General features: G+C 60.3%; 19 protein-coding genes and 1 pseudogene. 13 read left to right on the top strand and 7 right to left on the bottom strand.

Going from position 1 to position 23551, the window contains the following annotated elements:
* Nucleotides 1-178: 178 nt before the first annotated feature.
* The 3 genes and pseudogenes from ACSOSP_RS23045 to ACSOSP_RS23055 form a co-directional block, all read left to right on the top strand.
* Nucleotides 179-901, top strand: a pseudogene (locus ACSOSP_RS23045) (haloacid dehalogenase type II); the annotation flags it as partial.
* A 278-nt stretch (nucleotides 902-1179) separates the two neighbouring features.
* Entirely contained in the window at nucleotides 1180-1476 is a 297-nt protein-coding gene (locus ACSOSP_RS23050; protein ID WP_455313225.1) for a type II toxin-antitoxin system RelE/ParE family toxin, read from the top strand.
* Nucleotides 1477-1490: 14 nt separating this feature from the next.
* Nucleotides 1491-2615 (top strand): HigA family addiction module antitoxin, encoded by a 1125-nt coding sequence (locus tag ACSOSP_RS23055; protein ID WP_455313226.1) that lies wholly within the window; start codon nucleotides 1491-1493, stop codon nucleotides 2613-2615.
* An 18-nt stretch (nucleotides 2616-2633) separates the two neighbouring features.
* On the opposite strand, the gene ACSOSP_RS23060 is transcribed toward ACSOSP_RS23055, so the two are convergent.
* The 4 genes from ACSOSP_RS23060 to araD all read right to left on the bottom strand — a co-directional run bounded on the left by ACSOSP_RS23060 (nucleotide 2634) and on the right by araD (nucleotide 7717).
* Nucleotides 2634-3704 carry a LacI family DNA-binding transcriptional regulator gene (locus ACSOSP_RS23060; RefSeq protein WP_455313227.1) on the bottom strand — a complete coding sequence of 357 codons (1071 nt, stop codon included), beginning with the start codon at nucleotides 3702-3704 and terminating at the stop codon, nucleotides 2634-2636.
* Nucleotides 3705-3789: 85 nt separating this feature from the next.
* Entirely contained in the window at nucleotides 3790-5124 is a 1335-nt protein-coding gene (locus tag ACSOSP_RS23065) for an MFS transporter (RefSeq protein WP_455313228.1), read from the bottom strand.
* A 50-nt stretch (nucleotides 5125-5174) separates the two neighbouring features.
* Nucleotides 5175-5912 carry a ribonuclease activity regulator RraA gene (locus ACSOSP_RS23070; protein WP_455313229.1) on the bottom strand — a complete coding sequence of 246 codons (738 nt, stop codon included), beginning with the start codon at nucleotides 5910-5912 and terminating at the stop codon, nucleotides 5175-5177.
* 20 nt (nucleotides 5913-5932) lie between these two features.
* Nucleotides 5933-7717 (bottom strand): L-arabinonate dehydratase, encoded by a 1785-nt coding sequence (gene araD, locus ACSOSP_RS23075; RefSeq protein ID WP_455313230.1) that lies wholly within the window; start codon nucleotides 7715-7717, stop codon nucleotides 5933-5935.
* 234 nt (nucleotides 7718-7951) lie between these two features.
* Between araD and ACSOSP_RS23080 the strand changes: the two genes are divergently transcribed.
* From ACSOSP_RS23080 to ACSOSP_RS23100, 5 genes are all read left to right on the top strand, one after another.
* A complete protein-coding gene (locus tag ACSOSP_RS23080; RefSeq protein ID WP_455313231.1) occupies nucleotides 7952-8446 on the top strand; it encodes a response regulator in 495 nt (164 codons plus the stop codon).
* Nucleotides 8447-8897: 451 nt separating this feature from the next.
* Nucleotides 8898-9971 (top strand): fatty acid desaturase family protein, encoded by a 1074-nt coding sequence (locus ACSOSP_RS23085; protein WP_455313232.1) that lies wholly within the window; start codon nucleotides 8898-8900, stop codon nucleotides 9969-9971.
* 32 nt (nucleotides 9972-10003) lie between these two features.
* Nucleotides 10004-10354: a non-heme iron oxygenase ferredoxin subunit gene (locus ACSOSP_RS23090; RefSeq protein WP_455313233.1), complete on the top strand. Its 351-nt coding sequence runs from the start codon at nucleotides 10004-10006 to the stop codon at nucleotides 10352-10354.
* Nucleotides 10351-11604: an NAD(P)/FAD-dependent oxidoreductase gene (locus tag ACSOSP_RS23095; RefSeq protein WP_455313234.1), complete on the top strand. Its 1254-nt coding sequence runs from the start codon at nucleotides 10351-10353 to the stop codon at nucleotides 11602-11604. Before ACSOSP_RS23090 ends, ACSOSP_RS23095 begins: the two co-directional genes overlap by 4 nt.
* Nucleotides 11601-12470, top strand: a complete 870-nt coding sequence (locus ACSOSP_RS23100) for a sugar phosphate isomerase/epimerase family protein (RefSeq protein WP_455313235.1) — start codon at nucleotides 11601-11603, stop codon at nucleotides 12468-12470. The genes ACSOSP_RS23095 and ACSOSP_RS23100 overlap by 4 nt, the downstream gene beginning before the upstream one ends.
* Here ACSOSP_RS23100 and ACSOSP_RS23105 read toward each other — a convergent pair.
* Nucleotides 12460-13467 carry a LacI family DNA-binding transcriptional regulator gene (locus tag ACSOSP_RS23105; protein ID WP_455313236.1) on the bottom strand — a complete coding sequence of 336 codons (1008 nt, stop codon included), beginning with the start codon at nucleotides 13465-13467 and terminating at the stop codon, nucleotides 12460-12462. The genes ACSOSP_RS23100 and ACSOSP_RS23105 overlap by 11 nt on opposite strands.
* Nucleotides 13468-13700: 233 nt before the next feature.
* On the opposite strand from ACSOSP_RS23105, the gene ACSOSP_RS23110 reads away from it, so the two are divergent.
* The 4 genes from ACSOSP_RS23110 to ACSOSP_RS23125 are packed head-to-tail and all read left to right on the top strand — an operon-like array spanning nucleotide 13701 to nucleotide 17329.
* Nucleotides 13701-14711 (top strand): substrate-binding domain-containing protein, encoded by a 1011-nt coding sequence (locus tag ACSOSP_RS23110; protein WP_455313237.1) that lies wholly within the window; start codon nucleotides 13701-13703, stop codon nucleotides 14709-14711.
* 9 nt (nucleotides 14712-14720) lie between these two features.
* On the top strand, nucleotides 14721-15701 hold the full coding sequence (locus tag ACSOSP_RS23115) for an ABC transporter permease (RefSeq protein WP_455313238.1): 981 nt from the start codon (nucleotides 14721-14723) through the stop codon (nucleotides 15699-15701).
* The gene (locus ACSOSP_RS23120) at nucleotides 15698-16492 is read left to right on the top strand and encodes an ATP-binding cassette domain-containing protein (RefSeq protein WP_455313239.1); all 795 of its coding nucleotides are present in this window, start codon (nucleotides 15698-15700) and stop codon (nucleotides 16490-16492) included. The genes ACSOSP_RS23115 and ACSOSP_RS23120 overlap by 4 nt, the downstream gene beginning before the upstream one ends.
* A gap of 27 nt (nucleotides 16493-16519) precedes the next feature.
* Entirely contained in the window at nucleotides 16520-17329 is an 810-nt protein-coding gene (locus ACSOSP_RS23125) for an SDR family oxidoreductase (protein ID WP_455313240.1), read from the top strand.
* A 57-nt stretch (nucleotides 17330-17386) separates the two neighbouring features.
* On the opposite strand, the gene ACSOSP_RS23130 is transcribed toward ACSOSP_RS23125, so the two are convergent.
* Together ACSOSP_RS23130 and ACSOSP_RS23135 are read right to left on the bottom strand one after the other, a co-directional pair.
* Nucleotides 17387-17938 (bottom strand): hypothetical protein, encoded by a 552-nt coding sequence (locus ACSOSP_RS23130; protein ID WP_455313241.1) that lies wholly within the window; start codon nucleotides 17936-17938, stop codon nucleotides 17387-17389.
* A 139-nt stretch (nucleotides 17939-18077) separates the two neighbouring features.
* Nucleotides 18078-19763 carry a fibronectin type III domain-containing protein gene (locus ACSOSP_RS23135; RefSeq protein ID WP_455313242.1) on the bottom strand — a complete coding sequence of 562 codons (1686 nt, stop codon included), beginning with the start codon at nucleotides 19761-19763 and terminating at the stop codon, nucleotides 18078-18080.
* 282 nt (nucleotides 19764-20045) lie between these two features.
* Here ACSOSP_RS23135 and ACSOSP_RS23140 point away from each other — a divergent pair, with 282 nt between their 5' ends.
* Nucleotides 20046-23534: a response regulator gene (locus ACSOSP_RS23140; RefSeq protein WP_455313243.1), complete on the top strand. Its 3489-nt coding sequence runs from the start codon at nucleotides 20046-20048 to the stop codon at nucleotides 23532-23534.
* The last annotated feature ends 17 nt before the right edge of the window (nucleotides 23535-23551 follow it).

A 23551-nucleotide genomic window follows, 5' to 3' on the forward strand; every position in this document is an offset into this window, starting at 1 on the left:
AATGCTCGGGCGTTCCGTTTCGGAACAACCGCGTGGGAAATCGTGTTGAAACGGAACAGCGCAGTAGCGCAATGGTCGTGCACGGCGCGAAGTGAATTTGTTGTGCAAACTATAGGTTCGGGCCGTTAATCACGGCGGTGGCGTTCGTCGTAGATGGGACTAGAGGATGGGACACGCGATGGCATTGCGCGGCGTTAAAGCACTGGTATTCGATGTATTCGGCACGGTCGTGGATTGGCGCAGCGGCGTGGCGCGCGACGCGGCCCTGTTTCTGGCGCGGCATCCGATCGATGGCATCGACGCGGCGGAATTCGCCGATGCCTGGCGTCGCCGGTATGGTCCTGCCATGGAGGAAGTGCGTAGCGGCCGGAGAGCATTTGTCCGGCTCGACGTATTGCATCGCGAGAACTTGCTGGCGGTGTTGGCGGACTATGGAATTGATGCCGCCAGCATTCCGGCCCAGGAAGTGGATGAGCTGAATCTGGCATGGCATCGGCTGGATCCGTGGCCCGATTCTCTCACCGGCCTCACGCGGCTCAAGGCCACTCGCATCATTGCGCCGCTATCGAATGGCAACATCGTTCTGATGCTGGACATGGCGAAACGCGCCGGCATTCCGTGGGACGCAATTCTGGGCGCGGAAGTCGTGCAGGCGTACAAGCCGATGCCCGAAGCGTATTTACGAACCGCCGATGTACTGGGTCTGCGGCCGGAGCAAATGTGCCTGGTCGCCGCGCATAACAACGATCTTGCGGCAGCGAGGCAATGCGGGTACAAGACGGCGTTTGTTGCGCGTCCGACGGAACATGGGCCGGGGCAGACTACGGACTTAGAGGCAGAAGAAGATTGGGACGTGGTCGCGCGTGACTTCAATGACCTGGCGGATAAGGTGGGGGCCTAGGGTGGTTGCTCATTGAAAATCTCTTGGACCGATCACCCCGTGTGTTCGGGTTTTTGTTGATGTGAATCAAATTTGGCGCGTGGACCATGCGCCGTACGTCAACGATGTCTGATCAAATATCTCTCCGTCGAACACACGCTCGGAACGAACCTCCATCGTTGTCTACAGGATGACACAGTCGCAAGTAAATCCCGTTCGAGCGTCCGATGTAAGGTACAATTAATTTTCCTGAATTTCGATATTTACGCTATGTGTAAAGACGTATAGAATTAAAAATAATGCACATCGAGTTCGCTGACGACGATTACGACCGACTGGAAACTGATGCAGGCTTCAGCGCGGGCTTCTCACCCGCTGTCGTCAAGGCGTATCGCAAGCGTCTTCAGTACATTCGAAGCGCCTTGGATGAGCGAGACCTCTACGCGTCCAGGGGAACGCACTTCGAGCGGCTTCAGGGCGATCGCGCAGGAACATGTTCAATGCGTTTGAATGACCAGTGGCGTTTGATACTGAAATTAGAAAAACGCACAGACGGCAAGGTAGTCGTCATCATCAGTATCGCGGACTATCACTAAAACTGGGGAACATCATGAGTGCACGCGTTCCGGCGGAAGTCTTCCCGCCCGGCGAATTCTTGAAGGACGAGTTGGAAGCACGCGGCTGGACGCAGGTCGAATTCGCCGAGATCATTGGGAAGGACACTCGCCTCGTCAGCGAAGTAATCAGCGGCAAGCGAGCGGTAACGCCAGAGACCGCGATCTTGCTGGCAGCAGCCCTTGGCACCAGCCCTGACTTGTGGATGAATCTGGAGAGCCAGTATCAGCTCTCCAAGGTGAGAAACGGACAAGAGGAAATCGCCAGGAAAGCAGAACTGCATAGCCGCTTTCCCGTTCGCGAGATGACCAAGAGAGGCTGGATAGAGTCGACGAAAAATGTCGACGTCCTCCAGCAGCAATTGCTTACGTTCTTCGGAATAAAGGCTATCACTGACGAGCCCACGACCTGTTTCGCTGCGAAAAAACAGAAATACACGAATACGCCAATCGCGCAGCTCGCGTGGTTTTTCCGCTCTAAAAGCCTCGCCGAAACAGCGCCGGCAGCCAAGTTTTCTCAGGCACGCGTTGCGAGCCTCATCGGGCGACTGAAAGAAATCCTTACCGAGGCGGAACGCGCCCGAAGCGTGCCTGAAATCCTTGCCGAGTTCGGTATCCGCTTTGTTGTGGTGGAGGCTCTTCCGGGCTCCAAGATCGATGGAGCCTGCTTTTGGCTGGACAAGTCTTCACCCGTCATTGCTTTGTCCATGCGCTTTGATCGCGTCGACAATTTTTGGCACACGCTGCATCACGAACTCGATCACATCGCGCACAAGGAGGGCATGACTTCGCCCATCCTGGATGCCGACCTGCTTGAAGCAGATAGCGCCGACAAGCCCGATTTCGAACAGCGCGCAAATGAGAATGCAGCCTGTCAACTCGTGCCGCGCGATGAGTTGGAAGAATTCATCGCTCGGGTCAATCCAATGTTTTCTGAAGATCAGATCGTTGGTTTTGCACAGCGCATGGGCGTGCACCCTGGCATCGTTATTGGCCAGTTACAAAACCGCCGCCTGATACCGTGGACGTTCCACAGACGGCACCTCGAAAAAATTCGTGAGTTCGTGATCGCCAGTGCGCTCACGGACGGCTTCGGCCATCGGCCTGCAACGCTCGGCTAGGAGAGCAGGTCGGCCACCTCAAACCGTCTGCCGCTCGACAATATGAAACCCGACATCCACCACGTTCGTTTCCGTCACGCCTTTCAAGCGCTCTAACAAACAGCGCGCTGCGCTTACGCCAATACGCGTGCCGTCCACGCCCACGGTCGTCAATTGCGGACTCGTTTCGGAAGCGAACTCCAGATCGCCGAAACCGCAGATGGCCAGTTGCGACGGCACGTCGATACCCCCGCGCTTCGCCTCGCCGAGCACGCCGATAGCAAGGAGGTCCGAGCCGCAGAAAACCGCATCGAGCTCGGGCATCTGCTCAAGAAGCATGGGCAATGCGGTCTTGCCGATAGCCACCGAACTGGGCGGCGCCACTATCACCTCCGCTATATCGTGGATCCCTGCCTGCGCCAGCCGTTCCCGAAAACCGCTGATGCGTGCAATCGCGCGATCATCGTTGGCCGATACCAAGCCGGGATGCGAAACGCCTCTCGCGAGAAACCGCTCCGCGACCGCAACGCCCACCTGATAGTGCGAGAAGCCCACGAGCATATCGATCGGCGTCTGCGTCATGTCCCACGTTTCCACGATCGGAATGCCGACATTGCGCAGCCGTTCGCGCAACGAATCCGTGTGCGCCACGCCCGTCAACAACACGCCTTCAGGACGCCGGCTCAAGACGGCGTCGAGCAACGTTTCTTCGCTTGAATCGCTGTAACCGCTCAACGCAAGCAACACCTGATAACCGGCCTTCGACATGGTCTCGCTGAACACCTGAATGGTCTCGGAGAACAACGAGTGCGCAATGGTCGGAACAATCGCCGCAATCAGCCGCGACTTTGACGATGACAATCCTCCCGCCAGCCGGTTAGGCACGTAACCCAGTTTCTGCACGACCTGACGCACGCGCTCGAGCGTTTCCGGCGCGACCGATTCCGGATTGTTGAAAACACGCGATACCGTGATGGGAGAGACGCCCGCGACCGCCGCGACATCCGTGATGCGCAGCCCCTTCGGACCACCGCGCGAGCGCTTGACCGGGACGAGCGGAGCTTCGTCCTGGGTGTCGATGGGGTCAGCAGTCGGCTTGTCGTTCGGCATGGTTCGCTGGGTTGCGGGAGGGATTGACGCCGGTATTGTAGACAACGCCGACCGGGCGTCGTCATAAGAACGATAACGCTGCGCCCTACGCCGCTTCCACGCTGCGCCCATTGGCCGTCTCCTGAGTGCCGCCGTGGCGATTACGGCGAATCAAGATCAGCGTGACGACACCAAACGTAAACAGACACGCCGCAGGAATCAGCATGGGCGCCTTCGTGCTGCCGCTCACCTGCCGGACCCATGGCACCAGGTTCTGCGCGATAAAACCGCCTACATTCCCCAGCGAATTGATCGCCGCGATTCCGGCTGCCGCACGTGCGCCGGTCAGGAACTTGGGCGGCAGTGTCCAGAAACATGGCAGCAGCAAATACATGCACGGTGCGCCAAGACTCAACGCAATGAAACGCAGCGTATTGGTCGGCAGGAACACGCTGCCGAGAAAGAACATCACGCCGAGTACGGACGCACAGAGCATCGCGGTCATCGTGCGGTCGGCCGCGCGCAACTTCGACGGCAACCACGCAAGCACGATAGTCGCAAGCAGCCACGGCACGATGTTGATCAGGCCGTTGACGGTATTGCTGACACCGAACCCCTTGACGAGCGTCGGCAGCCAATAGCTCACGCCATACACCGACATGGACAGCATCATGTAATACAACGCCATGCCGATCACGCGCGGTTCCGTCAACACGCTCAGGAAATTTGTCTTGCCCGCTTCCGTTTGTGCTGCGAGAGCGCGTTCGTTATCGAGCGTGTCGGCTAGCCATTTCTTTTCGGCATCCGACATGAATTTCGCTTTGAGTGGAGACTCCGGCAAATACAAGAGCACGACGGCAGTCAGGAGAATCGACGGTATGCCCGTGACAATAAACACGAGCTGCCAGCCTTGCAGACCAAGGAGCCCACCCTTGTCCAGCAGCCAGCCGCAAACAGGCGCGCCCACCATGTTGCCAAGACTGCTGCCCACCGTGAAATACCCCAGCATCCGCACCCGATGCCGCGATGGAAACCACAATGTCAGGTAGTAAATGACGCCGGGATAAAGCCCAGCTTCGGAAGCGCCGAGCAGGAAGCGCAGCAGGTAGAACGTCGTGGCGTTTTTCGTGAACGCGAGCAGTACGGTGACAATGCCCCACGTCAGCATGATCCGGGCGATCCAGCGCGGTGCGCCGTACTTGTGCAGCAGCACGTTGCTCGGCACTTCGAAGATCAGGTAGCCGATGAAAAACAACGACGCACCAAGCCCGTACGCCACTTCGCTCAAACCAAGACTGCCGAGCATCTGCAGCTTGGCGAAGCTGATGTTCGACCGGTCGATATACGCGATCAGGTAGAGCAGGCCAAGCAGCGGCATCAGCCTGAATGCCAGCCGGTTGATCAGCGGTGTTTCATCTATCGCTTGCGGAACAGTATTCACCGTGTCTCCTGCGCCCGCTGCGTGCCAGCGAGCTGTTATAGGTCGAACTTTCAGCTTTGTTTTTGCGCACGCCATTGCGCGTAGGCCGCGAGCGTTTCTTCATTCGGCGGATAGGTGCCGCGCAACGGCCTGCCTTCATCAATGCGTTGCGAGATGAAGATTTCCAGCTGCTCCTGCTCGGTCGCATCGCGCGCCACGTCTTCCGCCATTTCGCGCGGCACGATCACGACGCCGTCCACATCGGCGACGACAATATCACCCGGGTACACCGCCACGCCACCGCATGCTATAGGCACGTTCATATCCACCGCATGATGTTTCGCGAGGTTCAGCGGCGCGCTCGCGCCCGCGCACCACAGCGGCAAACCGAGTTCGGAAATGGTGCCGCTGTCGCGCACGGCGCCGTCGGAGACCATGCCTGCTACGCCGCGCTTCGCCAAGCGGAGCGCGAGAATCGATCCCACCGATGCCACCGAGCGGTCGCCGCGACAGTCCTGCACCAGCACACTGCCCGGCGGCGCGCTCTCCACCGCCTTGCGTTGCGGATGATCGGGGTCCTGGAATACGCCCACATGATCGAGGTCTTCACGCGCCGGAATATTGCGCAGGGTGAATGCAGGTCCCACCAGATTCGGTGCTCCCGCTGCAGGTTTGACGAGCGGCGCGACGCCTTGCAGGAACACGTTGCGCAAGCCGCGTTTGAACAACTGAGTGGTAAGCGTAGCGGTGCTGACGTGGCGCAACAGTTCTAGCGCGGCATCGCTGACGGGGGTGTCGGTCGGGTTCATAAGGAGTGCTCTGAATGGGGTTAGTGAATCTCGGGTTCGCCGCGCTGCGCGCTTGGTGTTGCTGCCACGGTTTCAGACGTCGACGCGGTTACCGGTTCTTCGAGAAAATCGAAGTCGCAGCCCTTGTTCGCCTGCGTGACGTGAAGCTGATGCATCACGCCAAAGCCGCGCTCGAACGGTCGTTTCGGCGCCTTCCACGCTTGCCTGCGAGCGGCGAGTTCTTCGTCGCTGACATCGAGATGGAGACGTCGGCCGGGCACATCCAGCTCGATTATGTCGCCGTCTTTCACCAGCGCAAGCGGACCGCCAACGAACGATTCCGGCGCCACGTGCAACACGCATGCGCCGTAGCTCGTGCCGCTCATGCGGGCATCCGAGATGCGCACCATGTCTCGCACCCCCTGCTTCAGCAGCTTCTGCGGGATCGGCAACTGGCCCCACTCAGGCATGCCGGGCGCACCGACCGGACCCGCGTGTTGCAGCACGATGACGGACTGCGCGGTGATGTCGAGGTCTTCATTGTCGATGCGCGCCGCCATATCGGCGTAATCCTTGAACACGACGGCCGGTCCGCGCGCCTTCAGCAGATGCTGTTCCATTGCGGCCGGCTTGATGACCGCGCCGTCCGGCGCGAGGTTGCCGGTCAGTACCGCGAGGCCATCGCGTTCCACCACCGGGTTGGCGCGTTTGCGGATCACGTCTTCGTCGAAGATCTCCGCGCCCGCGATGTTTTCGCCTAGCGTCGACCCGCTCACCGTCATCTGCGTGCCGTCGATCAGGCTGCCCAACTCCACGAGCAATGCGCGCAGACCGCCTGCATAGAAGAAGTCTTCCATGAGGTATTTGCCGGCGGGGCGCAAGTTGGCGAGCACCGGCGTGATGCGAGCGAGTTCATCGAAGCGCGCGGTCGTCAGGTCGATGCCCGCGCGGCGCGCCACCGCCACCAGATGCACGATCGCGTTCGTGGAACCGGACATGGAAAGTACGGTGGTGACGGCGTTATCGAAGGATTTCGCGGTCAGGATGTCCGATGGTTTCTGGTCGGTCCAGACCATTTCGACAATCCGCTGGCCGGTCAGCGACGCAAACTGCGCGTGGCGCGAATCGACTGCGGGTATCGATGAAAAGCCGGGGAGCGTCAGGCCGAGCGATTCAGTGGCGGTGGTCATGGTCGACGCGGTCCCCATGGTCATGCAGTGACCTGGCGAGCGCGCAATGCCGCTTTCTATGCCCTTCCACTCCTCTTCCGTGATCTTCCCGGCGCGCAATTCCGCCCAGTATTTCCATGTGTCGGAACCGCTGCCTAGCGTGCGGCCGTTCCAGTTGCCGCGCAGCATTGGGCCGGCGGGCAGATAAATACTCGGTAGATTCATGCTGATCGCGCCCATCAGCAGGCCGGGCGTGGTCTTGTCGCAGCCGCCCATCAGCACGCAGCCGTCGAACTGGTACGACTTCAGCAATTCCTCGGTTTCCATCGCAAGGAAGTTTCGATACAGCATGGTGGTCGGTTTCTGGAACGGCTCGGCAAGCGTCATCACGGGCATCTCGACCGGAAAACCGCCGGCCTGCCAGACGCCGCGCTTGACCTCCTCCACGCGTTGCTTGAAGTGCGTGTGGCACGAGTTGAGCTCGCTCCACGTATTGACGACGGCAATGACCGGCTTGCCCATGTAATCGGACGGGTGATAGCCCATTTGCGCGGTGCGCGAACGATGTCCGAACGAGCGCAGATCGTTCACGCCATACCAGCGGTAGCTGCGTAATTGTTCAGGGGTCTTGCGGGGAGCCGTGGGGTTCGAGGACAAGCTTATTCTCCTTGGTAGCGCTACCAAACGCACTTGAATGGGCGAATGGTAACGCTATCATTGAGGGGCGTCCGTAGGGGATTTCACGAATACGATGGGTTTCTTTGCGCATAGAATCTGGATCGCCTTCACCTTAATTCAGTAAGCCGGGCGGTCAAGGTCAGTCTCGACGACCTTTGATGGCGCACGAACTCGAATTCGTGGCGGAAGCGCTCGTTGACTGGGCGGACCTGGATGCCTCTACGAAGGTGCCGTTCCCACACCACGGGGGTCGATTCAAGCTGGCATCTTCGTTGCGAGGTGTTCAACACGAACGCGCGATCTCGTTCGGTTCATCTGCTTCCAAAACCGCGACAACCGTCTACCAGCGAGGAAATCGTGCACATCCTGTTTATCGATGACCATAAAGATTCAGCCGACGCTTTTGGTGAAATAGCATCTGGCCTGGGGCACAAAGTGCAAGTTGCGTACGACGGCCGTTCTGCGATGGCGCTAACCCAGGCGCAGAGTTTCGATGTCGTCTTCTTCGACATCGAGTTGCCCGACGCAGATGGCCGGGAACTGTGCCGGCGGGTGCGCGACGAAGGCGCCTCCCGCGACGCGTGCGTCATCGCGGTGACCGGCAGGACTGATCTTCGGGACAAGGACCTTGATCCGTTCGATGGTTATCTGCACAAGCCGATCAGCGCAGGCGCTTTGGAGCACGCGCTGAAATTCTCGGAAGGCTGAATCGGCGCATGGCTTTTTTTCGACCTTTGGCGTTCGCTACCACGGCGATTCGCGCAAAGCTGCTGCATTGTCGGGCTAGCGTTTCTTGACGAACGCCCCGCCGACAATCGCACGCAAGTAAGCCGTCGGCCAGACGGCTTCCATCGTGGTCTCCCAGACCATAAGCGCAGCCTTGCGCTGCCATCACGCACACATACAGAAAACGCTTTAACGAGCGCAACGAGAATTTCACGCGTTAATCCGGTGGAATTTAATTTCCATTTCGGCAGGCCATAGCCAATGCGGTCCGCCACCGCGCTTGATGGAAACCCATCATTTTTTTGAGTGAGCGGCAAGCTGCGCTCATCTATCGTTGTGTCAACAAGAAGGCCGCCCGGTGGTTGCACTGACGGGAAGCGCTCAAACATCGCTTGAATATCGCTTGAATATCATTCAAAGCAGGAGACAACCCATGTCCTCGACTCCCGACAGCATCGGCGCCGATGCGGCCAAGCCCGGCCTCACCGATCCGACCCTGGACGAGCGTATCGGCCAGCAGTGGTACCAGCCACGCATTCCGCGCGCCGTCCTGAAGGAACTGATGAAACGCAGCGACGCCGAGGGCCTGCGTAACTTCGTGCCATGGTTGTTGCTGCTGGTCGTATCGGGTTCGGTGGCGGCCTTGTGCTGGGGCACGTGGTGGGCGGTGCCCGCCTTCCTGGTCTACGGCACGATCTATTCGTCGAGCGACGCCCGTTGGCACGAACTCGCCCACGGCACGCCGTTCAAGACCCGCTGGCTCAACGACGCCTTTTACCACCTGTCTTCGTTCATGACGATCCGCGAAGGGTACTGGTGGCGCTGGAGTCACGCACGTCACCACACGCACACGTACTTTCAGGAGCGAGATCCCGAAATCCAGGTCGCACGGCCGACGAAGGTCTGGCCGATCATCGTCGATTTCTTCGGACTGCTGGGTACTTCACTCGAGATACGCAAGGTAGTGAGACACGCGTTCGGCCGAGTAGATGCCGCCACCGACGCGTTCCTCCCCGCCACCGAAAAGCCGAAGATGATCTGGTCGTGCCGAATCTATCTGCTCGTGGTCATCGGCACGATCGGACTTGCTATCGCACTCCATAGTTTCCTGCCGCTCATGTTCGTGTGGACGCCGCGTTATTACGGCGGCTGGCTGCATCAGTTGCTCGGCCTCACGCAGCATGCGGGGCTCGCGGTCAACGTGAAGGACCATCGGCTGAATACACGCACGGTCTACATCAATCCCGTCTTTCGCTTTCTGTACCTCAACATGAACTATCACCTCGAACACCATCTCCTGCCGATGGTGCCGTTCCACGCGCTGCCGCGTCTGCATGAAGTCATCAAGGATCAGCTTCCGCCCGCTTATCCGAACCTTTACGCGGTGTATCGCGAGATGGTGCCCGCGTTATGGAAACAGCGTTCCGATCCGGGCCACGTGATCGAACGCACAGTGCCGGCTGAAAGCGCTCCGCGTGGAACATTTGCGACCCAGTCAGGCATCTGAACCTGAACCACTCCAACAACCCGGAGGCTTTTGTGGCCGTTGAAACGAATGACATCGAGTGGGTCGTGGCCTGCGCTGCCAGCGAGATTGCCGAAGAAGACGTAATCCGCTTCGATCACGCCGGCGAGAGTTACGCGGTGTATCGGATAGCCGAAGGTTTCTTTGCATCGGATGGCTGGTGCACGCATGAACGCGCGCATCTCGCCGATGGCTTCGTGCTCAATCGCGAGATCGAATGTCCTCTGCATCAGGGACGTTTCGACATTCCGACCGGCAAGCCCAAGAGCCCGCCCGTCTGCGTGCATTTGAAGACGTACCCGGTGCGGATTGAACGTGGCGAAGTGCTGCTCGGGGTACCGGCGCAAGCGAAGGCCGCGTCATGAAAAACCGACCCGCGATGGTGATTATCGGCGCCGGGCAAAGCGGAGCGCGCGCCGCCCATGCGCTGCGCGATAACGGCTGGGACGGCGTGATCACGCTGCTCGGCAATGAAGGGGTTGCGCCTTACGACAGGCCGCCGCTCTCGAAGGCGGTGCTGCTCGGTCAAAAGACGACGGCGCAATGTGCGCTGTATGACGAGACGTTTTATTCCACGCAACGAATCGATCTGCGCGTCGATGCCGGCGTGCAAGAGATCGATCGTGCCTCGCGCAAAGTGGTTTTAAACGATGGGCATACAGTCGCCTATCACCGGCTGCTGATTGCCACTGGCGCAGCGCCAAGGCGCCTGAGTGTGCCCGGCTCAACGCTTGAGGGCGTGCATGTGTTGCGCACGGCGGCAGACGCATCGAGTGTGGTCGGCGAGTTGTTGCCGGGCCGCAAGATCGCGATCGTGGGAGCGGGTTTCATCGGGCTGGAGATCGCAGCAACCGCTATTGCAAGAGGCTGTGAAGTGATCGTGATCGAAGCGGCAGCGCGCGCGCTGATGCGTGCGGTGCCGGAGATCGTCGCGGCGTATCTGGTGGAACGGCACAAGCAGATGGGCGTGGACGTGCGCTTCGCCGTGCAGGTCGACCGGATCATCGGCTCGTCCATGAAACGCGTCACGGGCGTGAAGCTCTCCGATGGCACGAGCCTAGCCTGCGATTGCGTGATCGCCGGCATTGGCGTGAAGCCGCGCACGGAACTGGCGGAAGCGGCCGGTATCGACGTAGCAGATGGCATTGCCGTGGACGACACGCTGCGCACCAATGATCCATATATCTTTGCGGCGGGTGATGTCTGCTCGTTCCCGCACCGCCTCTTCAGGCGCCGCATGCGGCTCGAATGCTGGAAGAACGCGGAAGACCATGCGCGCATTGTCGCGCGCAACATGCTGGACCGCGGCGAGACCTATTCCGAAGTCCCGTGGTTCTGGTCGGATCAATACGACATGACCATACAGATTGCCGGCATGCCTGCATTCGGCGTCACGACGGTCGTGCGCGAGACGAGCGCCGCATCACGGGTCTTCTTCGCGCTGGATCGCGATGGCGTATTAGTCGGCGCAAGCGGCGTGGGCCAGGCGAGCGAGATTGCACGCGACGTGCGCGTGGCGCAAGAGTTGATTGCGCGGCGCGCGTGCGTTGAACCGTCGTTACTTTCGGATCGAAGCGTCAAGCTCAAGCCGCTGCTTGCTGTGGAGGCGCTATGACGCAACGGCTCGACATCTATCAATCGCTATGGGCAATGGAGCGCCGTCATACCGACGGTCATGAGCGTTCGCTTGAAGACAACATAGCGATGATCGCGCAAGCGGGTTTCAACGGCGTCAGCACGTCTTATGCATCGCGCGATGACGTGCGTCGGCTTAGCGGTTTGCTAAGACCGCTAAGCCTGCAAGCGGAAGGACAATGTTTTCCGAGCACGGTAGATGACCTGCAACCGATCCTTGAAATAGCCACCGAGTTCGGTGTGCATCACATCGACTTGCAGCCCGATGTACGTCCACGTCGCCTCGATGACGCACTCAAGTTGATCGATGGATGGACAAGACTCGCCGAGCAGGTGGATTTTCCGGTGTATATCGAAACGCATCGGGACCGCATGACGACCGACCTGCATTTCACGCTTGATCTGCTCGATGCCCGGCCGGATCTGAAACTGCTCGGCGACATCTCGCACTATCTGGTCGGACGCGAATTCGCGCTGCCCGTGTCCGATGAAAACCATGCGGATATGCACCGGATCCTCGATCACTCATGGGCCTTCCACGGCCGCGTCGCCAGCCGTGAGCAAGTGCAGATAGAGATCTCATTCGAGCCGCATCGGATCTGGGTGGACCTGTTTCTTCAATGGTGGTCTTACGGCTTTGCGTCGTGGCAACAACGCGCCGGTCCTGACGACACACTGGTCTTTACTTGCGAGCTGGGACCCAAGCCTTACGCGATCATCGGCCGAGATGGCAACGACACAACCGACCGCTGGGCGGAATCAAAGCTGATGCGCGACTGGATTCGCGAACTCTGGGACAGCCTGACGCCGTTAGAAAAACCCGCGCCGCTAGCGCTTAGTCGCTGAGCGGGAGGTTTTCGCGCAACAACACCGTGACCGGAATCTGCTGCGGCAACGCCACGCCGGGATCGCGATGATAGTGCCGCAAGATGATTTCGATGGAACGCATTGCTTCGGCGGCCGGGTTCTGGTCGAGCACGGCGTCGAGCGTTCCTTCAATGAGCAAGCGCCGCGAGATGTCGTTGAGTTCGTGGCCTACGAACACCGTCGAACGAACGCGGTCGAGCGCATGAAGCGCTGCGCCGACGCCTTCGTCGCCGACTGAAATGTTGTAGATGCCGCGCAGGTCGGGATAGCGCCGGAACGCGTCGCGAGTGAGCTTTTCGGTGAGCCCGGATTGCTCGCGGCTTTCGACAGTTTCGACGATGTCGCAGTTAGGAAAACGCCGCCGCAGTACCGAGCGAAAACCGCTTTCGCGTTCTTCATGGCCGAGGAAATCATGCATGCCCGTCATCACGAGCACCTTGCCTCCCGCATCGCCGAGAAAGCGGCCCATCAGCTCGGCCGCGACGCGTCCTGCCCCGCGATTGTCGATACCTACATAGGCCAGCCGCCCTGTTCCCGGCAAGTCGCTGGCAAGCGTGACGACCGGCATCGCGCGGCTGACCTGACGCAGTGCCGCCGTGATGTCGGGATGTTCATACGCAACGATGATCAGGGCGTCAGCCTTCTGCGTCGCTCGGTGAATGGTCTCGACCACACGCGCCGGTTCAAGGTTATCGAAGTAAGTCACCGCGCAGATCACGCGCTGCGCTTCGAATGCCTTCTGGGCGATTTCGAAACCCTGCTTGAGATAGACGTAATACGGCGCAACGGGTTGCTGCAGAAGGATTGCGATGCGCAACCAGCGCACCGATACCGCGTCGAGCGCCCGATCGATCTTGAGCTTGCGCGCCCATTCGAGCACGCGCCGCTCCTTCTCACGCGAGACGCCGCCACGGCCGTTGAGCACGCGGTCGACGGTAGCTTCGCTCACGTCGGCGGCCTTGGCGATATCGGCCATGCTCGTTTTACGTCGGTTGGTCAGGTCGGGCATGAGCCTTACACGGTTTAGGGAATGGACCACGGGACTGACCCGATGATCGCATCAACCGCACTCGCCTATCAAGCGGGCGCGTAAGCAAAGCCCTACCTAATAAGTCACCGGCCACGAACGGCGACAGCAGTACCCCGCACGACGGCCTGACATTCGCACCGCGGATGCAGTCGCGCACGGGTGATAACAGGAGACAGGAAATGACCCGGAGATTCAGCACATTTCATACGCGTTCGAAGTTAGCCATAGCTGCATGCATAACGTCCACGCTTTTCGCGGCGAGCGTTGCTCGCAGCGCAGAGCCGCTGAACATTGTGATGCTGACGCACGGCGCGGCGACCAACGCTTTCTGGCAAGCCGTGAAGAAAGGTTTCGACGATGCCTGCACGCGCGTTCAGGCACATTGCCAGATGGTCTTTACGCAAACCGACGGCTCGATCGAGCAGCAGAGCGCGAACTTCCAGGCCGCCGTCGCACGCAAGCCCGACGCAATTTTGACGACCATCGTGGACGACAACGCGCTCACGCCGATGATCAACGACGCTCGCGCGAAGCACATCATCGTGATCGCTTATAACGTCGATCAAAGCGGCGGTGCGACGGGTGCCGCGAAACGGCAGGCGTTCATCGGCCAGAACTTTGTCCCGGCCGGGCGCAGTCTCGCGCATCAGCTCACCAGCCAGTTTCCGAAGGACGGGCCGATCCGCGTGCTGATCGGTGTCAGCGCGCCGGGGCAGAACTGGGCCGAGCAACGCGCGAAAGGCGTGATGGAAGGTCTCGATGAATGGAAGCGCGCCAACCCGACTCGCACGGTCGTGATCGACCGGATCGACTCTGGCACGGATCTGTCGGTGACGGGTGAACGCGTTGGCGCATATCTCACCGCTCACCCCGATACGACGGCGTACTTCGACATGGGTTTCTTTCATGCAGCGGTCGCACGCACCTTGAAGGACCGCAACGTGCCGCCGGGCAAAGTATTGCTTGCAGGCTTCGATATCGTGCCCCAGGTCCTGCAGATGATGAAGGCCGGCTATATCCAGGCCGAGGTCGATCAGCAACCGTATGCGCAGGGTTTCATGCCCGTGATGCAGGTGTATCTGGCGAAGTCGTTCGGCCTCGCGCCGACCGATATCAACACTGGCAATTCGCTCGTCATGCCCGCTCAGGCGGACTCGGTCATCGCGCTCTCGCAACAAGGCTTGCGCTAGGAGATTCGCATGAAAAAGCTGCTCAAGATCTACCTGCAGAAACCAGAGCTGGCGGGCATTGTATTGCTCGCAGTGCTGATCGGTTTGTTCCAGGTGCGCTCGCAGATGATATTTCTCAGCGCCGAAAATATCCGTGGCGTGCTTGGCGTGTTGCCTGAAGTAGGACTGGTGGCGATAGGCGTGACGCTGCTGATGATCTGCGGTGAGTTCGATTTGTCGGTGGGTTCAGTCTTCGCCCTCACACCCATGGCGATCACGCTTCTCATGAACGCAGGCGTACCGTTCTGGCCGGCATTTTTTATCGGACTGGTGGTGGCCGCGTGCGTGGGACTCGCTAACGGACTGATTACGCTGGTCTTCAACATACCGAGTTTCATCACCACGCTTGGCATGTTGTTCATCGTGCGGTCGCTGACCGTCGTGCTGTCCGGTGGCTTCCCGCCGAACCTGCCGATCGAACGGATGCCCGCGCAATTGTTCGTGAGTTTCATAGGGCCGGAGGGGTTGTTTCGTGCGTCGTTCCTTTGGTTCATCGCCATCGGTGCGGCAGCGGCATTCCTGCTTTCCGCGACCAATCTCGGCAACTGGATGAAAGCGACCGGCGGGTTCCTTGAAGCATCCATATCAAGCGGTGTGCCGGCGCGGCGCGTGAAGCTGTTCTCCTTCGTGCTGTGCTCGGTGCTCGCGGGTTTCGCCGGCTTGATCCAGGTGCTGCGGCTCGGCGCAGCGCTTCCATCAATAGGCGATGGTCTCGAGCTGCAAGCGGTGGCCGCTGCGGTGATCGGCGGGACCGCACTGTCCGGCGGGATCGGCAATGTGCTTGGCGCAGTGGTGGGCGCCTTGCTGATTCGCGTGATCGATAACGGCCTGGTGTTGACGCAAGTCGATGCGAACTGGTTCAAGTTCGCAGTCGGCAGCCTGACCATTTTCGCGGTCGTCGCGAATGCATGGATGCGCCGCACGGCGCGACATCTGAAGGTGCAATTATGAACACACTTTCTTCTCTGCATTCCTACGCCGACAACGACACAACCGCTGACGCGCTCACTACATCGACCTCACTGATGGCGGTGCGCAACTTGCACAAGTGGTACTCCGGCGTGCATGCGCTCAAAGGCGTGAGCCTGGACTTCAAACGCGGCGAAGTCGTGGGCCTGCTCGGCGACAACGGCGCGGGCAAGTCCACGCTCATCAAGATTCTCTCGGGGGTGCATCGCCCGGATGAAGGCGAGATCCTGTTCCAGGGCCGGCCTGTGCGCATCCCCTCGCCGAAAGCAGCCATGCAGTTGGGTATCGAAACGATTCATCAGCACAACTCGCTCGTGCCGAATCTATCGATCGCGCGTAATCTGTTTATCGGACGCGAACCGCTGTTGTTTTCGCTGTTCGGCATTGGTCCGATGGACCATGCACGCATGCGCACCGATGCCGTCAAGGCCATTGCCGATGTCGACCTGCATCTGCGTTCAGCGGAAGCGCTGCTGGGCGAACTATCGGGCGGGCAGCGCCAGGGGGTCGCGATTGCGCGCGCGATGCACTTCAAGTCGAAGGTGCTGATCCTCGATGAACCCACGAACCATTTGTCGGTGAAGGAGACGGACAAGGTGATCGGGTTTGTGCGGGGCTTATCGGCGCAGGGCATTACCGGCGTGTTCATCAGCCACAACCTGCAGCACGTGTTTCACTCGTGCGACCGGATTGTCGCCATGGCGCGCGGCGAAGTCGTGCTCGATAAGCCAGTGGCGCAGACGTCCATCGAAGAAGTAACCGAGATGCTTTGATTCACTACATAGTGGAGGGATAAATCGATGGGACAGTTCGACGGCAAGGTGGCAGTGGTCACCGGTGGTACTCAGGGGCTGGGCGCAGCCATTGCGGCGCTGTTTGTTGAGCGCGGGGCGAGGGGCGTGGTTATCTGCGGACGGTCGAAGGAGAAGGGCCAAGCGAAGGCGCGTGAGTTGAGCGAGGCAGGCGGTGCGGACGTGCGTTACGTGCAGGCGGATCTCTCGCAAGTCGACGCTTGCCGGGCGGTGATCGCGGCGGCGGACGCGCGGTTCGGGCGCATCGATGTACTGGTGAATGCAGCGGCCATGACGGATCGAGGCACGATTCTCGACACTGATCCCACGCTATTCGACCGCATCATGGCGACGAACGTGCGAGCGCCGTTCCTCCTGATGCAGGAAACCATTCGTGTCATGCGGCGCGAGCGCATTGAAGGTTCGATCGTCAACATCTGCTCCATGGCGGCAATGGCTGGGCAACCGTTCATCGCGGCGTATTGTGCGTCGAAGGGTGCGCTGGCCACGCTCACGCAGAACACGGCTTACGCGCTGTTGCGTAACCGGATTCGGGTGAATGGATTGAATCTCGGCTGGATGGCCTCCGATGGTGAGGATCGGATTCAGCGCGAATACCACGGCGCGACCGATGACTGGCTGACACAGGCGAGTGCTGCGCAACCGTTCGGGCGGCTGATCGACCCAGAGGAAGCGGCGCGTGCGGTGGCGTTTTTGGCGAGCGAGGAGTCAGGCCTGATGACAGGGTCGATGGTGAATTACGATCAATCGGTGTGGGGTGCGTTCGATGACGCGCCGAGTCCGAAGGCTGCGCTTTAGGGCACAAGATCAAGCCAGCGAATCCATTGCGCGGGTCCGCTGGCTTATGCGCCCCAATCACCACGAGCGCTTCTTGTCCGCCATGCGGAAAGGGTCAACGGCCCACATTTCGCCAGCTTGAATTCGCGGCTGAGCAAGCACGAGCCACTCCACGAGCGGTGTAAGGCTTATTCCAGGCAGCGGTGAGCCGCCGAAGGCCTCGGAAACGAACGGTGCATCATCTTCCGGGCGACGCACTACCTGAACAATATGCGTAATCCCGCGCGGACGCGGATGATTGATCGCCCAGCCAGGCTCTCCCATCTTCACGCCCATGGTCGCGCATCGCGGGAGGCTGGTGGCTGTGATCTCGTGCCCCTGAAGGATGAACCCTGTCCGGGTTTCAACCTCCTGAATGATCCGATCCGACCACACTTGCAAGGCAAGCATGTCATCAGCGCGAAACACGTCGCGCGTAGCCGCTTCGTTCTGCGCTTGCATGGCTTGCATGAGAAGCAACGCCGTCCATCCCGAGCAATCGATGACCGGCGGCGTGAGAGACAGTCCCTCTGACTTCACGCCGCGCTGATATCCAACCCGACCGGTGTAGCGTTGCACCAGCTGCCACATGACCGCTTCGCCTGCCTCGAACACCATGGCATAAGACCTTGTCTTGTCAAAAGCATCATCATGAACTCTTCCGGCACTAGCTTAATGCAGGAGTTATTCGTGAACGGTGCTCGTCATCGCAACCAAGGCCGCCTTCGAATCAACTCCCGCGCGTCTTCGAGAACGTGATGGTCTCGAACAGCTCGTAAGTCGCGGTCGGCGTCTGGTCGGCGCCCGGCGCGTGATAGTAGTTCATCGTAATGGTGGTCTTGCCGCCCGGCTTCCCCGGATCATGATCGAACACGGCAATGCCATAACCCGTACCGGTATCGCGCTGGGCCGACCAGATGGCATCTTCCAGCGCGTCGGCAGGCTGTCGCACGAACGTGTTCGCCGTGGTCCCGGGTATCGGCCGGTTGGGCTTCGTGAACACCTTCGCCTGCACACTGCCGGTTCCGGCGTCCAGCCCATAAACATCGAGCGGCGCACTCGTGCCGCCACCGCCCAGGATAAGGTGGACAGTACCCTGGCTCGTATCGAAAGCGCCGTCAGCGGGGTTCGACGTAATGACCGGCCGCGGCTGCAGCGTATCCACCGGGGCGCCCGTCACGGCATCCATGCCCGCATGGTGATTGCAGCCGCGCACGGGGTAGCTGCGCTCGTAGTCATGGTCATGGCCGCAGAGTACGAGATCGACGCCATGGCGGTCGAACAAGGGCAGCCACGCCTCCCGGATGCCCTTGTCCGAGCCGTTGCCGGTCTTCGATGAAGTCAGCGCGTCCTGGTGCATCTGAACGACGATCCAGTCGATATCCTTGTCCTCGGCCGCCTGGCGCAGCGTCTCCCCTAGCCAGCGCGTTTGCTCACCACCGCTATAGCCACGAACGTAGAGCGATGTCCCCGGAGCAATCGGCGGGTTGCCTGTGCTTGCCGCCGGCACCAAAGGATCCGGACCGGCGACGAATGCAGCCGCGTCCTGATAGACCACATCGTCCGCATCGAGCGACACGAACAGCACGGAACTCACACGAAAACTGTACCAGCGACCGGGAAAACGGGTGCCGTTTTCCGGCAGCGTATAACGCGCCCGATACGAATCAAGTCCCTGCTCGCCGTTGTTGAATTCCAGCTCATGATTGCCCGGACAAGGCATCCAGGGACGATTGGCCGCCGACGTCTGGGCATTGTTGCCGAAGTCGCGCCAGACCTCGGGCTGATGCGCCGGGTTCAGGTTGGCGTAGCAAAGATCGCCGTTGAGCAAGTGAAACAGCGGCTGGAACCGCTCGACTGCCTGCACGGCAAAGCGGCTCTGCGGCGACGACAGGACCCAACCGGTATTCGGCGTGGCGAGGTCGCCGTAGCTGGTCCAGCGAAACGGCGCCCGGCCATGCGGCGCGGTCTGGAAACTCGCCGTGAAGGGGCGGCCGGCGTTGCTGTCGTTATCGGCGGTGACTTCGTATTCGTAAGTGGCCGCCGGTTTCAGTCCATGAAGGCGCGCATGATACGTACAGACAATCTCGCCATTGAGTCCATCGGTATAAGTGCGCTGAACGCCATGCACCGTCATTTTCGTCTCGCCGGCACGGCCGAAGCGCACTCGCGGATTGGCCGAGGGACCCAGCGAGGCCCACGAGATCACTACCTCGGCCCACGGCTCCTTCCCCCAGGTCAGGTGGATCTGCTCCGGCGTGCCGTCCGGGTTCGTCGTAGCGGCCCTGCTTGCTGAAGCCAGGGCGCCAGTGGCCGTGGCCAGCCCGGAGGCGCCGGCAAGCTTGAGAAAGCCACGCCGCGAAACAGTCGCGCCCTGCTCGGCCGGCGCAAGATCATCAATGTTCTGGTTCGACATATCTGGTGTTCTAGTCCTTGAGGGAATAAGCCAGCAATACGCCGACGGCGGCGCAGAGAACAGACCGGCTCGAAGGGTCTGATTATCAGCGGCGGTGTTTACCGGGCCATGACATGCTTGCGCCAATTCGTCTTCCTTCCGTGTGAACTCTGTATCATCCCGCCAACGATTGGCGCGGCTTGTCCTCCGGCTGCGGACCACCGAAAATGGTGCAGGACATTCCGCACACGCTGATGATTCGGTCGAACCGCGCTTTTGCGCATTAAATAACAGGGATAAAAAATGCCCGACTATATTGCTGTCGACCAGCTTGGCTTTCGCCGCATAATTCGCCGCAATATCGCATTGCCGATCGGCGCAGGCCTCATGACCGCCGCCGTATTCGTCGCCCTTCTGTTGTACCTGCTGTCGGCCATGGACTGGCTCGACCATTCCGAGCACGTAGTCGCGGACGGCAACGACCTGATCAAGATCGCCGTCGATCGCGAGTCCGGCATGCGGGGTTTCCTGATCACCGGCGAGGACGCGTATCTGGCGCCCTATGAACTCGGCCGCGCCAGTTTCACCGCAAAGCTGGCCACGCTCACCGATCTCGTCAGCGACAACCCGCCGCAAATCGAACGCCTGAAACGTATCGGCGCGCTGGAAGCGCAGTGGAACGGGATTGCTGAACAACTCATTACTTTGCGTCGCGCGAACCAGGATTTCCAGGGCGTCATGCGCACCGGCCGAGGCAAGCTCGAGTTCGACGAAATGCGCCGCGAGTTCGCCGCCTTCATGGACGTCGAATTGAGCCTGCGCTGGGAACGTACGGCGACGGTCAGGCGCGTCACCATCATTTCCGTGGCCGCCTTCCTCGGCATCAGCCTTTCGCTGAGCTTACTGCTCGCCGTGCTCGGCCGGCGCGAATTGACGAACCTGTCGGCCACCTACGATCGCGCCCTGAGGGCGCAGACTGAGCACACTGAAACGCTGAAACAGCAGGCGTGGCTGCGCACCGGCCAGAGCCTGCTGGCGGAAAGCGCGGCCGGGCAACCTGCCCTGCCGCAACTCAGCCGTGCGATGCTTGAATTTCTTGCCCAGTACCTCGGCGTGGTGGTGGCGGCGCTCTATGTCCGCGATGAAACCGGCACGTTGCGCCGGACCGCCGCCTACGGTTTCAGCCGCGAAAACGAAGCGCGCCCGCAATCCTTCGAAGGCGTAGAGACGCTGGTCGGGCAAGCTGCCACAGATGGCCGGCTGATCGAAGTCGACAACATCCCCGACAACTATCTCAAGGTCACATCGGGACTGGGAAGCAGCGCGCCGAAGAGCGTAGTCATGGCGCCGATCGAAAACGGCGGCGCGATCAATGGCGTCCTGGAACTCGGCTTCATGCAGCCGGTATCGGCACGGGACATCGAATTCCTGAAGCTGATCGCAACGAATATGGGTGCGTCAGTGGAAGCGGCGCTGTATCGCCAACGGCTGCAAGACACGCTCGAGGAAACGCAGCGCCTCAACGAGGAAATGCAGCTTCAGCAGGAAGAACTGCGCACCACGAACGAGGAACTGGAAGAGCAGACCGCGGCGCTCGAAGAGTCGCAAGTGGATCTGGGAAACCAGAAAGCGGAGCTCGAATCGATTAACGAACAACTCACTTTCCAGGCGCTCGCACTGGATCAAAAGAACGAGGAACTCAACGAGACCCAGGCAGAACTGGAGCAGCGCGCCGACGACCTGCTGCGTGCCAGCCGGTACAAGTCCGAATTCCTCGCGAATATGTCGCACGAGTTGCGCACGCCGCTCAACAGTTCGCTGATCCTCGCCAAACTGCTATCCGAAAACCACGGCGGCAACCTGAGCGCCGAGCAGGTCAAGTTCGCCAATACCATTTACTCGGCCGGCAACGATCTGCTCCACCTGATCAACGACATCCTCGACATCTCCAAGGTCGAAGCCGGCAAGCTCGAACTCGCGCCGGAAGATGTATCGATACACCGCCTGGTTGAATCGTTGAAGCGAAGCTTCGAACCGCTTGCCGCGCAAAAGCAATTGAAATTTTCCGTCGAGATAGCGGCGAATATGCCGCCATCGATATTCACCGACTCGCGGCGGCTGGAACAGATTCTCAAGAACCTGCTCTCGAACGCGCTGAAGTTCACTGACGCCGGGACCATCGAGCTGGCCTTGCATCTGGACACCGGCAATCGGGTGCGCTTTGCCGTAACGGACACGGGTATCGGCATTGCACCGGAACACCACCAGACGATTTTCGAGGCGTTCCGTCAAGCCGATGGAACCACCAGCCGCCGCTATGGCGGCACGGGCCTGGGTCTGTCGATCTCACGCGATCTGGCAACGCTGCTCGGCGGCGCGATCAGCGTGAGCAGCGCGCTCGGCGCAGGAAGCACGTTCGAGCTGACGCTACCCACGCACTGGACGGGCGCAAGCGAGCCGATGAAAGGCGGCCCTGCGTTGCATGCGCCGTTGCAGACGCCATTATCGACGCCGATCGTCGTCGCGCCGGCTCAGCCGCCGGCCCTCCGGACGCAAAACGTGACGGCGTATGACGACGATCGCGCGAACTGGACGCCGGGCCGCCGATCGGTGCTGGTGATTGAAGACGACCTGGCATTTGCGAGCATCCTGTTCGAGCTTGCCCATGAAATGCAATACCACTGCCTCGTCGCGCAGACTGCCGATGAAGCGCTGCAACTTGCCGCGCAGTATTTACCCGATGCCATTCTTCTCGACATCGGCTTGCCGGACCTGTCGGGCCTCGCGTTGTTGCAGCAGTTAAAAGATGGTTCGCTCACCCGTCACATACCGGTGCACGTGGTATCAGCCGTCGATCGCAGCGAGGCTGCGCTGCATCTCGGCGCAATTGGCTACGCAATCAAGCCGACCTCGCGCGAGCAATTGACGGACATCTTCCACAAGCTGGAGGAAAAGTTCACGCAGAAGGTCAAGCGCGTGCTGCTGGTGGAAGACGATGCGCGCCAGCGCGAAAGCATCGTGCGGCTCATCTCGGATGACGATATCGACATCACCGCCGTCGAGTTTGGCGAACAGGCGCTGGCGCTGCTGCGAACGACTATCTTCGACTGCATGATCATCGACCTGAAGCTGCCCGACATGCAGGGAGGCGAGTTGCTGCGCAAGATGTCGGGCGAAAGCATGTGCTCTTTCCCGCCGGTGATCGTCTATACCGGCCGCAACCTGACGCATGCGGAAGAAGCGGATCTGCTGAAATATTCACGCTCGATCATCATCAAGGGCGCACGTTCGCCGGAACGGTTGCTGGATGAAGTCACCCTGTTCCTGCACAAGGTCGAGGCGGACCTGTCGTATGAACGGCAAACCATGTTGAAGACGGTGCGCAGCCGGGACCGTGCCTTCGAGGGGCGGCGCATCCTGCTCGTCGACGACGATATCCGCAACATCTTCTCGTTGAGCAGCGCGCTCGAGCACAAGGGCATGACGGTGGAGATCGCACGCAACGGGCTCGAAGCGATCAGCCAGCTGAACGAAACGCCGGACATCGACCTCGTGCTGATGGACGTGATGATGCCCGGCATGGACGGACTCGAGGCCACACGCCGGATTCGCACCGACTCTCGCTTCGCCAGCCTGCCGATCATTGCGATCACAGCGAAAGCGATGAAGGACGATCAGGAACAGACGCGTGTAGCAGGGATGACGGACTATCTCGCCAAGCCGATCGATCTGGACCGGCTCTATTCGCTGCTGCGCGTGTGGCTGCCAAGCCGCGAGCGTATGCGTGGCTGAGGTAGGTTTGTAAGGGG

This window comes from Caballeronia sp. KNU42 (genome assembly GCF_053760385.1).